Origin of the sequence: Rhabdobacter roseus, assembly GCF_014202275.1 — a bacterium.
In the GTDB taxonomy this organism is placed as follows: domain Bacteria; phylum Bacteroidota; class Bacteroidia; order Cytophagales; family Spirosomataceae; genus Rhabdobacter; species Rhabdobacter roseus.
In genome coordinates, this window is record NZ_JACHGF010000004.1 from 22,928 (window position 1) to 36,339 (window position 13,412).

Consider the following 13,412-nt stretch of genomic DNA (forward strand, 5'->3'; position numbering starts at 1 on the left):
TGCGGAACGGGCAGCGGGCGGCGACTCTGCAGGGGGAGGAAGTGGAGGTAGCCGTGTTTGGCAACTTCGATCTCATCAAGGTCAACAACAGCAACGTAGTACTGGCGGACGTGGAAGCCAGCAACGGGCTGATCCACGTGATTGACGAGGTACTTTTGCCACCTATGATAATGATGGCTTCGGTAGGACGGATTAGCATTGAAAACGTGTACCCTAATCCCGTAGTGGATCGTTTGAATATCAGTGTAACGACTCCCCAAACTACGGAGTTAAAGTTAAGCCTCTACCGGGGAGGAGAAAGCCTAACGCCGGGCAGTGGTCAGCTGTTCAGACAACAGCGGATGGAGGTAGCTTCTGGTGCTTCCCTGGTCGATTTCGACACTTCTAATATCCCGGCGGGCGTGTATATTTTGCATTTGGAAACGGGAAGCACGCGCAAGGTAGTAAGAATCGTGAAGCGTTAAGTACCCCGTTGTATCCAACAATAGAATCAAGCAGGTTCAGTACCGTGGGTGCTGAACCTGCTTGGTTTATAAAGCTACGATTTGCTTCGCAATCGCTTCACGATCCGCACCGCACTCATCAACAAAACGGCAAAAGCCAGCAGCCCAAGTACCCCCCATACCCAATCCAGAGTGTTTTTGAGCACGACCAGAAACACAATGGCAAATAGAAAGACCGTAGCAACTTCGTTCCAAAGCCGTAGTTGAAAGGAGGAGAACCGAAAGCGCTGGGCTTTTAATTCGTTCAGGAGCTTACGGGTAGAAAAGTGGTACCCCAGCAACCCCAGAACAAACGTCAGTTTGAGCTGCATCCAACCCTGGCTCAGCCAGGCGGGCATGAGGTAAAGCATGGTAGTTCCGGTTAGTAGCGTAAGCCACAGGGCAGGTACCATAATGGCCCGGAAAAGCAAGCCTTCCATTTTGGTGAATTGCGCCAAAAGTACCCTTCGCTCCGCTTCGGGCCGGTCGTTGGCCTCGGTATGGTACACAAACAGCCGTGGCATGTAAAACAGGCCCGCAAACCAGCTCACGACAAAAATAATATGCAGGGATTTGGCGTACAGATAAATCATACTGGGATGGCTTGGGGACCGGTGCGGCGCAAAGGTACAAACCGAACGCACAAGGAGAAAGGAAAGCGGCGCAGCAAAAACTTTACTTCGGCGGTTTTCGTTTTCTACCTGGGTCGGGAAGAAAGCCAAATGATCCGTTTGCTACGATGAGACTCCAAGTTGACATAGTAGCGGGACTATTTATGCTACTGGTCTCTCCGCAACCCCAAACACAAAAGGAAAAAGCATGGAAAACGAAAATAGAATCGAGACGGCTACCTTTGGAACGGGCTGTTTCTGGTGTACCGAGGCCGTTTTTGAATCGCTGGAAGGCGTCTTGCAGGTAGTATCTGGCTACGCTGGTGGGCAGGTACCTAACCCAACCTATAAGGCCGTTTGCGAGGGCACAACCGGCCACGCCGAGTGCGTACAGCTTCGCTATGACCCCGCTAAAATAAGCTATGCAGAGCTGCTGGAGGCCTTTTTCCGTAGCCATGACCCCACCACCCTGAATCGCCAGGGCAACGACGTAGGTACCCAATACCGCTCTGTCATTTTTTATCATCATGAGGCCCAAAAGGACTTAGCCGAAAAAGCAAAGGAGGCGTTGGACAAGTCGGGGGCCTATGCCCGGCCGATCGTAACGGAGATTGCGCCCATCGACACCTTTTATGTGGCGGAGGACTACCACCAGCACTACTTTGCCAATAACCCCGAACAAGGGTACTGCGCCTTTGTGATTGCTCCCAAACTGGATAAATTTCGGAAGGTATTTAAGGAGAAACTCAGGGAGGATTTTTCCCGACAGCCTTAACGAAACAGAAGCGTAGGAAGGAACCGCCCCCGAGTGCGTATGCTTTGGCAAGTACCTGGGTGGCAAAGCAGGCATAAACAATTCCCTGTATCGGACTACAAAGTCCCAAAAACGAATGGCTCTAAACCCGGCTCACCCTGCATCGCATGGGGGCCGGGTTTTATTTTTACCACTAAAAGCAAGCTGTTCCAACGCCCCTGATCAAGCAGCAGCGGTATTTCTAAACGCAGGATAAATTCGCTTTTTAACCCGTTACGAGTTTGGGTACCAATTTTCTAACAATTATTTAATAAATTTTTTTAATTAAAGAGTAATTATATTTCAATTATTTGCTCTAATATTGCTAACGATTCCCCCTAAGTATACTTTTTAGCCATGAACAAGTATACAATCTTATTATTTAGCCAACTCACTGAATAGCTAGTTTCCCACTTTAATAAGCTACCTGCGCCAGCACATAGTTCATTGTGCCATGTAAGTAATATAATTATTTAAATAAAAAAATATGTTTAACCAACCAGGTACTCTATGAGATAAATTGTACAACAACCATTTAAGGCCTACAAGACCCATAGGGAAAAGCAGGCAACTACTACCTTTAACAACCAATCAAGCTATCTGATGAAACAAAACTCTACCTTACAAGTCAGGCCCGAACACCGGAGCCTACGCGCTAAACTATTGCTCTCACTATTCTTCCTGGCTTGCCTGCTGACTACTCCCTGGTTAAAGGGGAACGCGGCGAACCTGGAAAAAACCATTCGTGGAAAAGTAACCGACAAAGCCAACGGCGAGGGCTTACCCGGTGTAAACGTGATTGTACGCGGAACGAGCCAGGGTACTACCACCGACGAAAGAGGAGACTATACGATTACGGTAGCCGACAACGCGGCCGTATTGGTTTTCAGTTTTGTGGGTTACACAAGCCAGGAGATACAAATTGGCAGTCGTACGGTCATTGACGTAGCCATCGAGTCCGATGTCAAGGCGCTGAGTGAAGTGGTGGTAATTGGCTACGGTACGGCCCGGAAATCAGACCTAACCGGTGCCGTGGGCTCCATCAAGGAAAATGAACTCCGCGAGCGTGCAGCGCCTTCGCTTAACCAGGCCATGGCGGGCCGACTGCCGGGGGTGCAGGTCAATACCAACTCCGGCCGTCCCGGTGGTAGAACTAACGTACGGATACGGGGGTTCAGCTCCATCAACTCTTCCAACAACCCGCTTTACGTAGTAGACGGCGTCATGCTGCCGCAGGGTAATCAGGCCCAGTACAGTTCGGCCATTGATTACATCAACCCCAACGACATTGTTTCGGTGGAGGTACTGAAAGATGCCTCTTCTACGGCCATTTACGGAGCACGCGGTGCCAACGGGGTTATTCTGGTAACGACCAAAAAAGGGAAAGCCGGTGAAGGCCAGGTGACCTACAACATGGACCTGAGCATCCCGACCATTGGTCCTAAAAGACCGCAGGTGCTGAACGCACGGGAGTACCTGGCCACCGAAGACCTGGCCTACGCCAACATCGCTAAATTTGACCCTGCGGGATGGGCTTCGGGCAAGTACTCCAACCTGGATCCCGTGGCTCGTCGCCGCGAATACAGCGCGAAGTTTCCGGGTATTTTTGATTCAAATCTCAATCCACTCTACGACACAGACTGGTTTAAGGAAGCTACCCAAAACAACATTTCTCAAAACCATCAGCTGGGATTCAGCGGCGGAAACAGCAAAACGACCTATGCGCTTTCCCTCAACTACCGCGATGAGCAAGGGCTGATCAAAACGACCTACCAGAAACGCTATGCCACCCGTTTCAGCATCGACGACCAGGTGAAAAAATGGTTACGTATAGGGGCTACGCTCAGCTACAACAACCAGAGCGAAAACCTCTCGGACATCAACGATGCCGTTTCGCGCCAGATCGTCGAAGACTTCCCTTTCCTGCCCGTACGCTACGCCGACGGTACCTTTGCCAACAACCGGGACTACCCCCAGGCGGAAGGAACCATGAGCTCGGTACACCGCCTCATGGGACGTAAGTACATCATCGATACCCAAACGACGCTGGGAAGCCTGTATTCCAACCTTACCCTGGCTCCGGGGCTTGAAATGCGGACGGTACTGGGTGTGAACGTCCTGACGCAGGAGGTCAACCAGTCGAGTACCCGCACGCTGGCGCTTTCGCAGTTTGGTACGGCCGAGAAAACCAACCGGAAAGAAACCTTCTGGTCGTTGGAAAACTACCTGACCTACACCAAAGACTTTGGCGGGATTCACTCCATCAATGCGCTGGCGGGTATTTCGTGGCAGGAAACCAACATCTCCACCATGCGGGCATTTGTGCAAAACTTCGCCACCGACTACTTCGGGTTCGACAACCTGGGTGCCGGGGCTACCAACCCGACGGTGGGTTCCGGAGCGTCCCGCTTTGCGTTTAACTCCTACTTTGGGCGGGTCAACTACAGCCTGAAAGATAAGTACCTGTTCACGGTAACCGGCCGGGCCGATGGCTCATCGAAGTTTGGAGATAACCACAAGTTTGCCTTCTTCCCGTCGGCAGCCCTGGCCTGGAAAATATCCGACGAACCCTTCCTACAGGGTAACCGGGTAGTGTCGAACCTCAAGCTGCGTACCAGCTACGGTGTGACGGGTAACTCCGAAATTCCGCCCTACTCCTCTTTGTCGTTGCTCAGCTCTACCTACGCGACGGTCTACAACGACACCCGCGTGAGTGGGACAGGAATCAACCGCCTGGCCAACCCCAACCTGCGCTGGGAAAAAACCGCCCAGAGCGACGTGGGCGTTGAGGCGAGCTTCCTGAATGGACGCGTTTCGGTAGAGGCCGACTACTACTACCGCAAAACGACTGACATGCTCCTGGATGCCCCGGTACCCCGTACCAGTGGCTATGCGGTGATCCGGAAGAACATCGGCTCGATGCAAAACCAAGGAGTGGAACTGGCCCTGAACACCGTAAACGTGGAAAGAGGAGCTTTCACCTGGACGTCTAATTTCAACATCTCGCTCAATAGAAACAAGGTACTTTCGCTAGCCACGCCTTCGGATATCTTCGGGGTAGGTGGGCCTAACTTCACCAACCAGACGAGCATCATCCGGATCGGCGAACCGGTAGGGGCATTCTGGGGGCTGGTGCGCTTGGGTACCTGGAGCGAAGCCGAACGCGATGAAGCCGCGCAGTTTAGAAGCTACCGCAACAACCTGACCATGCTGCCCGGCGACATCAAGTACGCCGACCTGAACGGCGACAAAGCCATTACGGATGCCGACCGAACCATCATCGGGAACGGTAGCCCTAAGGGCTGGGGCTCCGTGATGAATACCTTCCGCCTGGGGAACTTCGACCTGACGCTGGATCTGCAGTATACCTACGGAAACGACGTTCTGGACATGACCCTGCACCCCAGCGAAGACCGCCAGGCCATTGCCAACAGCTATAAAACGGTACTGAACGCCTGGACTCCTGAAAACCAAAATACACCGGTGGCCCAAATCCGGGAAACCCGGGCGGGCTACGTAACCAACGTAGACTCCCACTGGGTATTCGACGGGTCTTTCCTGCGGGGTCGTAACCTGTTGCTGGGCTACAATTTCCCTTCTGACCTGACGAGCAAAATGAGACTGAGCAAATTGAGATTGTACCTCTCGGCCCAGAACTTCTTTTTGCTCACCAAGTACCCTCACGGCGATCCGGAAGTTACGCCTACCAACGGCAACGAGGCCAGCAACGTTTTTTCACAAGGGATGATCTGGCACGGGTACCCCAAGCCTACCATCTACATGGGAGGACTTCAGATCGCTTTTTAATGTCTTGCTCTTGATCATTATTTTAAAAGAAATTCCTATGAAGCTATATACATTCAACGGCCTGGCTAAGGTACTTTTAGGCACGGCTTTGCTGCTGGGACCTACCAGCTGCTCCGACTTCCTGGACGAAAAGGATCCTTCCAATTTGACGCCGGGGAGCTTTTATACCATTCCGGATCACGCCGAAGCGGCCATCGCGGCTACCTATTCTAACTTGCGGTTTTACGGCGACGGTTCGGGTATTTTTTCTTCCAACTGGCAAATGCTGGAGGCTGTCACGGGTACTTCCACCACCGAAACGGCTCAGAACTCCGATCTCAATAACCTGTACTCGCTTTCGTACGATGGCAATACCCAGCATATCATCAACTACTGGAATGGCCTGTACCGGTTGATTGCCAACGCCAACCTGGTGCTCGAAAAAGTACCTCCCATCACGCCCATGCCCGATGCGCAAAAAAACAAGATTTTGGGAGAGGCCCGCTTTCTGCGCGCCTGGGGGTACTTTAACATCGTACGGCTGTGGGGCGATGCTCCTTTGATTACGACGCCCCAAACGGCTTCTTCGGAAGATTTTTTCCCGGCTCGTGCTTCTCAGGAAGAAATTTACAACTTCATTGTGGAAGATTTGAAGGCCGCCGAAGCCGCCGGACTCGCCTGGATGGATATAAGCGGTCGGGTTAATTTGGCGGCGGTGAAGTCGCTGCTCTCGAAAGTCTACCTCACCATGGCGGGCTTTCCGCTTAGCAAAGGGGCTTCGCACTACAAATTGTCGGCGGATAAAGCCCTGGAGGTCATTACCTACGCCAATGCCAATCCTACGGTGATAAACCTGTTCCCTACCTACAAGGACGTACACCGGGAAAGCCTGAAAAACCGCGTAGAGCACATTTTTCAGATCCAATACAACGCCGTCGTGGCTGGTAACCCCATGGATAACTACTATCCCAACTTTAAGCCGGTTACCTTTTCCGGTCCGGGTGGAACGGGTAGTTCGGTGCCCACGCGTTCATTTTATGATTCCTTTGAACCGGGCGACCTGCGTACCAAAGACCAAGAGGGATGGTTTTATACCAGCTACTTTACCAACGGAAACGGCGCACGCTTCGAACTGGGAGCTCCCTACGTATTCAAGCACTTCAACCAGACCTCCAACGGCTCGGAAGGCATAGCCGGTACCCGGAACAACAACCTAAACGTACCCCTGATTCGCTACGCCGAGGTACTGCTCATTTTTGCCGAAGCCCAAAACGAGCTGGGAGCCCCGACCCAGGCCGCCTACGATGCGTACAAAAAAGTGCGCGACCGGGCCACGCTGACTACCCCCGCCCTGGGTACTTTCACGCAGGCGTCTTTCCGGGAGGCCGTCTGGCGTGAACGCTGGTATGAGTTCTGCTACGAAGGCATCACCTGGTTTGATATGGTACGACTACGGAAAGTATTCAACGAAAAGACCAAGAGCTTCGATAACTTCGTGGGCCACGTTAACCTGAACACCAACGTACCGTTGGCCGAGAAGCACCTGCTGTTCCCGCTGGGTATTCAGGAAATGCTCAATAACCCCAACCTAAAGCCGCAGAATCCGGGCTATAATTAAAACCTGCCTAATCGTTAGCCGCCTCCTGAATAGCCAACCGGGAGGCGGCTTTTTAGTAGAAAGAAGAAAGGGTAATTAGGTAACCATCGTAAACCTATACGGATTGGTTATCAACTAAAAAAGGCTACTTGATAAAAAAATATGACCACTTACTCAGTGAAACAGACTGAAGATTTTGATTTTTTTCAAATAGTGGTAATATTGTGGCGAAATCACTCAAAACCCTCATCTGTTCCTTTTAGTGTATGAAAAAGTATCTATTCTTTTTTGCCTGCCTTTTTGCCGCTAGTACGGTTGCCTTTGCGGAAAATGAAGACGTTCTTCGCTACGATGAACAACAAATTCAGGCGGAGTTTGGCCGTCTTAACGCGCTCGAAAAGCACGTCACTACCCATGAGGGAGTTACACTGGAAGAGGTGAAGGCCCAACAGGCTCAGCTTACAGAAGGTCTGGAGCTCGAGACCAATGCCATTGCCACCGTCATGGCGGCCACGGCTGAAATGCCCGCGAACATTCCGCCCTTCTGGTGGGGATTTTGCCTGGGCTGGGTAGGCTTGCTGCTCGTCTATATTTTAACGGACAACGACCGCGATCAGGTGAAAAAAGCCTTTACGGGTTGTTTGATCTCAACCGGTATCATCATCCTGTTCTACGTAGTATTGTATGGACTTATCCTGGGCAACGTAGCCTGGCTAGGAGGCGTATAAGCTTTATAGGTTCTAAGGGGAGCGTTCAAGTCCTGCGCCTTGGCTTGAACGCTCTTTTTCTTTTTTTTAATCGGAGGTACTTTATGAAGCGTACGTGGGGGGGAGTTCTCCTGTTATTTCTTTTGCTGGGATTTTCAGCTGGAAGTCAGGCCCAGCAGCACTACCGGATCCGGGCGGACGTATCTATTAAAGAAAAGCTGGCGGATGGGAAGTACCGGCTCACGGTGGGTAAAGTATACTACGATAAGCTGTACCAGAAGATTGTTTATAAGCTTACCTTTCCCCAAAAAGAAACCCTGGTGATCCAGGACACGACGATTTACCGCCTGGATCAGACCGACAATTTAAGGGAAGTGCAAACGGCCTTTATCCTGGCCGAATTTACGGTTTTTCACCTGGCACTCACCCAGGGTCTTTCGGATTTTGGGATGAAAAATACACCCGTAGACCTGTACAAAGTAGCCAAGGTAGAAAAATCCGGTACGAAGGTCATTACCACCTGGCTACCCTCTGACCCCGCTACCAAAAAGTACCTGGGCAAGCTGGTTATGTCCAACGTGGGCAAACGGCTGGAGGCCCTGGCCATCTACGGGCCGGACGAGAAGCTCCTGAGCCGCCAGTTTTTTACCAAGTACGTCAACGTAAAAGGCGTGGAGTTTCCCATGCAGGTCACGCAAATGACCTACTCTACCACGGAGCCCGGAAAAAGTAATTTGCAGCAGTCTACCTACAGTAACCTTTTGGTCGATCAATCCGATGAAGATTCCGTTTACCGTCATCCTGTTCCTTTGTCTCAGCTTACCAAGCTACAAAAGCAGCGGCGTGAAGGCCCAAAGCCGTCCCGAAATTGACCGGCATCGCCACGTGCTGCCCACCAAGCCAAAGCGAAACTACCACGAAGCCAAAGGCAATAAAAACGAGGTGGAGGCTTTATTCTCGGGCCTCTTCCTAACCTATAAAACCGTTTTTTCTTCCCAGGACGGCAACGTATGCTCTTTTTCTCCCTCCTGCTCCGAGTACGGTATCCTGGCCGTAAAGCAGCACGGATTAATCATGGGTGGGGTACGTACCATGGACCGCCTGACGCGCTGCAACGGCCTAAGTCCCGAAAAGTACGCCATGGACGTGCGCAACAAGTTACTGATTGATCATCCCTAATGCGTTTCCGGTCTTTTATTCCTTCCTCAAGTACCCTTTTGTCTTGGCTCGGCGGACTGCTTGGGTTGCTGGTGCTACCCCTTGCGGGAGCGGGCCAGGACCTGTTCGATTATAGCCATTCGGAGCGCTTTGCCCGGCACCTGCTGCGGTCGGGGCAGTACCAAATGGCTACCTCCGAACTCGAACGCTTGCTTTTTATGGCTCCGGCCGATAGTACCTTGCCCGTACTTTTATTGAGAGCCTACCGTTTGGCGGGCCAACCCGAGCAAGGGATGCGCCGGGCGGGGCAACTTTATCCGGGGCTGTTGGCGATGCCGGAAAAAGCGGCCTGGGAGTACGGCCGGTTTCTGCTCGAGCAGGAGCAATTTCAGCAGGCAGAAGATTTTTGGCAAAAAAGCCTCCCCGAGCGCTCGCTCGACAAGCGGCTGCTGCTAAGTACCTCCCGGGCGCTGCGTGATCAGTACGGAGAAGCCCTCCGCCTGCTCGAGCCCCTGGAGGCCAATGAGCACCCACTGGTGATGCCCTACCGGGAGCTGCTGGAGGAGGCCGTACAACAGCGCACCAAAAGTCCCTGGCTAGCCGGAACGCTGTCTACGCTGGTACCTGCCAGTGGCCGTTTCTACACGCGGGATTGGAAGGATGGCTTGGTGTCGCTGCTTTTTATGGGTACCACCGCCTGGCAATCCTACCGCGGCTTTCGGGCCAACGGGACCCGTAGTGCCCGGGGCTGGATTTACGGCGGGATTTCGTTTGGCTTTTACGTAGGGAATATTTACGGCTCGGTGCGGTCGGCGAAGCAGTACAACGACCGGCAAGTAGGCTACTACCGAACGGCCGTGAAAAATGTATTCAATGGCTACTATTAAAGCAACCCACTGGCTGGGTACTTTGCTGCTGCTGTTTTGGGTAGGTGGAGCGGCCCCGGCCCAAACGATCCGGCAAACCTACGAGCTCGCCGAGGCCCACTTCGTCCGCGCGGATTACCCGCGGGCCGTGGAGGCCTACCGAAGGGTACTTTTCTTCGATGAGCAGGAAGCTTACGGTCCGCTTTGCTACCGAAAAATCGCCGACTGCCTCTACTTCACCGAACAGTTCGACGAGGCGGCGCTCTTCTACGACCGGGCCTACTACGTAACGCCCGACGATAGCACCCAGGCCCATTTGTTGTTTCAGAAAGCCTCCTGCTATCTGCTCACCCAGAACTACCGCTACGCCCAAATTGAGCTCTTCAACCTACCGGACAGCCTGCCGGAGGCCCAGGAGAAACGGCGTCAGTTTTACCTGGGTATCTTGTACTTCAGCCTCGAAGAGTACGAAACCTCCGAAGGGTACTTTCAAGCCCTGGCCCCCGACTCCGCGGCCCGGGAGGCCGTTAGGGCGCTGTTTGTCCGAAACGAGGCCATCACCAGGTTTAACCCGCGCAAGGCCCGCCGCTTGAGTATCTTCTTGCCAGGGATGGGCCAGTTCTACGCCGGGGACGTCAAGAACGGTCTGAACTCGCTGCTGCTCACCTCGGGGTTGTTCTACTGGGGAGTGCGTTTGCTGGCTACCGGAAGTACCTTTCCCGATGCCTTCATTACCATCATGCCCTGGTTTCAACGCTACTACGTAGGAGGGTATAAAAAAGCCGAGATCATCGCCACGGAGCAAAAGCAGAAACGCCGCCACCAGCTCTACAACCAGCTCCTGGATGTCGTAGAGCGCGAGTAACGCGCGCGAGCTCGGTGTTTTACTCAACCAGCCCGTATGATTAGGCGGTGCGAGTGACCGAATAATAAGTACGACCGAAAGGGTTATTTGAAGGCAAAAAATAAACCTATTACTTTGCAGGCAGTTATTTATACGAAACTACTCTGTTAATCATGAAAAAAGTATTATTTACATTCGTTATGACCCTGGCCTTGTTGTCAGCAGGTCAAGTTGCTTTTGCTCAATATGAAAAAGGGGATAAACTACTCAACGCGGGTATCGGCTTAGGTACCTATGGGGCAGGTGGAATCGGGCTAGGCGGCTCGTTTGAGGTAGGTATCCACGATGCCATTAGCGTAGGGGGCCTTTTTGGCTACTCCGGACGTAACTATTTTGGTTCTCGCTTTTCAGTGCTCACGTTTGGCGCACGGGGTTCCTACCACTTTAATGAGCTACTGAACCTAGGCGATGAAAGGATTGATCTTTATGCGGGTTTAGGGCTGGGCTACCGGAGCATTACCTGGAATTATAGTGGAATTGGCTCGGGAAGTAGCTGGGGTAGCGGTGTGCTGTTTTTGGGGCATATTGGTGGCCGTTATTACTTCCAACCCAACATTGGTGCCTTTGCCGAAGTAGGTTCGGGCTTTGGTACTTTACAAGCGGGGATTACTTTTAAATTCTAAGTAAAACCCACCATTCCAAAAGAGCGGTACTTTTTTAGAGTACCGCTCTTTTGCGTTATATCACTTCCCAAACTTATCCAGCTGCTTCACCAGTACCTCAACATCTTTGGGGTAGCTGCCACGCGTCGGGGAAACCTTTTCGGCTATTTTTCCCGTTGCCCGGTCGGTCTTGGTGGCTGTGCTACTTTTGTTAATTTTCGGTTACATATTGCGTTGCATTAAATAAAAATCAGCTTTGATAGGGCATTTTTTTTGCGGCCTGAGTTCCCTAACTCAGGCCGCTTTCTTTATATTTGGCCGTTAAACTATTCATCAACATCTTAAAAAAACCGTTTACTTTCATGAGAAAGCTTACTTTTCTTTTTCTGCTAACCGTGGTTTTTGCGTCTTGCCAAAAAAAGACGTACCCCCCGCTGGGCTTTTACCAACCAGAACGTTTTGAGTCTCGCAAAACCCTGATCGACAAAGAAAATCAAGGGGTAATTGAGCAAAGTGAGACCGCCCGTACGATGGAAGAACCAGCCTCCCTAACGGCCTCAGTGAAGGAGGAAATGGGGGACCTGGAGGCTAAACCGGAAGCGGCGGCAATTCCCGCCGAAGCCGTAAAAGCAGCACCCATGCCGACCAAACAGGTTACCAAAATGTCGCTCAAGCAACGCGTGGTTGCGAAACAGATGGAGAAAAAAATAGCTAAAGCCAGCGCCTCTCCGGAAAAGCTACAGCAAGCCAAGGAGCAACCTAATACGTTAGCCCTATTGGCCCTTATTTTTGGAGGACTGGGATTATTACTCTTGCTTTTTAGCGGTGGGGCCTTGGCCTTACTGCTGGGTATTGCCGGTTTGGTACTTGGTTTGATTACGCTTGGCCAAGTAAACAAAGGGCAGGCTCCTGCTTCGTCGAAGACGATGGCATTATTGGGTACTATTTTTGGTGGTGTGGTAGCGCTTTTAGGGCTGATCGCCATTGCTAGTAATATCTAGCCTGTAGAACCATAAAATCGAGATTGCAGATACGAAAGAGGAGGTAGCCCGCTGAGCTACCTCCTCTTGTTAATTGGAAGGCATAGTATTATGATCTCCCAAATTTATCCAGCTGCTTCACCAGTACCTCAAAGTCCTTGGGGTAGGGAGCTTCCACCCGCAGGGGACTACCGTCCATCAGAAAGAAGGAAAGCGAGTGGGCGTGCAAGGCCACGCGCTGAATGAGTGGCTGCTCTTCCGTATCTTTTTTAAGGTTAAACTTTCGTTTGAGGGTCGACAGAAAAATGGGCTCTCCGCCGTATTGAGGGTCGTTTACGATGGGGGCCTTCAGGCACGAAAGGTGGATGCGGATCTGGTGCATGCGGCCCGTGACGGGGATACATTCGACGAGCGTGTAGCCCCGGTACACTTTGAGGGTATTAAAGATGGTCTCGGCGATTTTTCCCGCCGCCCGGTCAATCTTCACGGCCGTGCCGTTTTTGAGCGGCAGAATGGGCAGGTACACCGAAATACTGTCCAGGTCGTGGATGCCGTGCGCGACGGCGTGGTACCGTTTGGTGACCTCCCGGTGCTCAAACTGCATGGATAAGTGCCGGTAGGCGGCCGGGTGCTTGGCAAAGGCCAGTACCCCGGACGTCTCTTTATCGAGGCGGTGGGCCGCCTGCGCGTCGGGGAGGTACTCCTTGGCGATGCGGAGCAGGCTACCGCCCCGGTCGGCGGTACGTTCGTCGAGGGTAGCCAGGTGCGGGGGCTTGCTTACCAGCAAGAAATCGTCGTTTTCAAAAAGAATAATATCCGGGAAATTGATTTTCATAAAAGCCAGAAACGTGAGGGAAGTAAAAGGTACTTCGTAGTAAATACAAAAAAACTTCCGTGTAAAGTTCGGAAGTTTTTGGGAGTATCAA

General features: G+C 52.1%; 13 protein-coding genes. 11 read left to right on the forward strand and 2 right to left on the reverse strand.

From position 1 onward, the window contains the following. A partial coding sequence (locus tag HNQ92_RS14000; RefSeq protein WP_184174681.1) for a fasciclin domain-containing protein occupies positions 1-464 on the forward strand: 464 nt, incomplete at its 5' end. A gap of 74 nt (positions 465-538) precedes the next feature. Here HNQ92_RS14000 and HNQ92_RS14005 read toward each other — a convergent pair. After that, a complete protein-coding gene (locus HNQ92_RS14005) occupies positions 539-1,075 on the reverse strand; it encodes a CopD family protein (RefSeq protein ID WP_184174682.1) in 537 nt (178 codons plus the stop codon). Positions 1,076-1,301: 226 nt separating this feature from the next. Between HNQ92_RS14005 and msrA the strand changes: the two genes are divergently transcribed. The 10 genes from msrA to HNQ92_RS14055 all read left to right on the forward strand — a co-directional run bounded on the left by msrA (position 1,302) and on the right by HNQ92_RS14055 (position 12,507). Continuing rightward, positions 1,302-1,868: a peptide-methionine (S)-S-oxide reductase MsrA gene (msrA, locus tag HNQ92_RS14010; RefSeq protein ID WP_184174683.1), complete on the forward strand. Its 567-nt coding sequence runs from the start codon at positions 1,302-1,304 to the stop codon at positions 1,866-1,868. 621 nt (positions 1,869-2,489) lie between these two features. Continuing rightward, entirely contained in the window at positions 2,490-5,693 is a 3,204-nt protein-coding gene (locus tag HNQ92_RS14015; RefSeq protein ID WP_184174684.1) for a SusC/RagA family TonB-linked outer membrane protein, read from the forward strand. A 37-nt stretch (positions 5,694-5,730) separates the two neighbouring features. Then, positions 5,731-7,290: a RagB/SusD family nutrient uptake outer membrane protein gene (locus tag HNQ92_RS14020; RefSeq protein ID WP_184174685.1), complete on the forward strand. Its 1,560-nt coding sequence runs from the start codon at positions 5,731-5,733 to the stop codon at positions 7,288-7,290. A gap of 245 nt (positions 7,291-7,535) precedes the next feature. Continuing rightward, the gene (locus tag HNQ92_RS14025; RefSeq protein ID WP_184174686.1) at positions 7,536-7,997 is read left to right on the forward strand and encodes a hypothetical protein; all 462 of its coding nucleotides are present in this window, start codon (positions 7,536-7,538) and stop codon (positions 7,995-7,997) included. A gap of 83 nt (positions 7,998-8,080) precedes the next feature. Continuing rightward, a complete protein-coding gene (locus HNQ92_RS14030; protein ID WP_184174687.1) occupies positions 8,081-8,848 on the forward strand; it encodes a hypothetical protein in 768 nt (255 codons plus the stop codon). Beyond that, positions 8,820-9,155 carry a membrane protein insertion efficiency factor YidD gene (gene yidD / locus HNQ92_RS14035; RefSeq protein WP_343063000.1) on the forward strand — a complete coding sequence of 112 codons (336 nt, stop codon included), beginning with the start codon at positions 8,820-8,822 and terminating at the stop codon, positions 9,153-9,155. The genes HNQ92_RS14030 and yidD overlap by 29 nt, the downstream gene beginning before the upstream one ends. A gap of 38 nt (positions 9,156-9,193) precedes the next feature. After that, positions 9,194-10,021 (forward strand): tetratricopeptide repeat protein, encoded by an 828-nt coding sequence (locus HNQ92_RS14040; protein WP_184174689.1) that lies wholly within the window; start codon positions 9,194-9,196, stop codon positions 10,019-10,021. Continuing rightward, positions 10,008-10,865 (forward strand): tetratricopeptide repeat protein, encoded by an 858-nt coding sequence (locus HNQ92_RS14045; protein WP_184174690.1) that lies wholly within the window; start codon positions 10,008-10,010, stop codon positions 10,863-10,865. Before HNQ92_RS14040 ends, HNQ92_RS14045 begins: the two co-directional genes overlap by 14 nt. A gap of 152 nt (positions 10,866-11,017) precedes the next feature. After that, positions 11,018-11,527 carry a hypothetical protein gene (locus HNQ92_RS14050; protein ID WP_184174691.1) on the forward strand — a complete coding sequence of 170 codons (510 nt, stop codon included), beginning with the start codon at positions 11,018-11,020 and terminating at the stop codon, positions 11,525-11,527. A gap of 341 nt (positions 11,528-11,868) precedes the next feature. Continuing rightward, a complete protein-coding gene (locus tag HNQ92_RS14055; protein ID WP_184174692.1) occupies positions 11,869-12,507 on the forward strand; it encodes a hypothetical protein in 639 nt (212 codons plus the stop codon). Between the two features lie 88 nt (positions 12,508-12,595). On the opposite strand, the gene HNQ92_RS14060 is transcribed toward HNQ92_RS14055, so the two are convergent. After that, positions 12,596-13,321, reverse strand: coding sequence for an RluA family pseudouridine synthase (locus HNQ92_RS14060; protein ID WP_184174693.1), 726 nt, complete (start codon positions 13,319-13,321; stop codon positions 12,596-12,598). Positions 13,322-13,412: the final 91 nt, after the last annotated feature.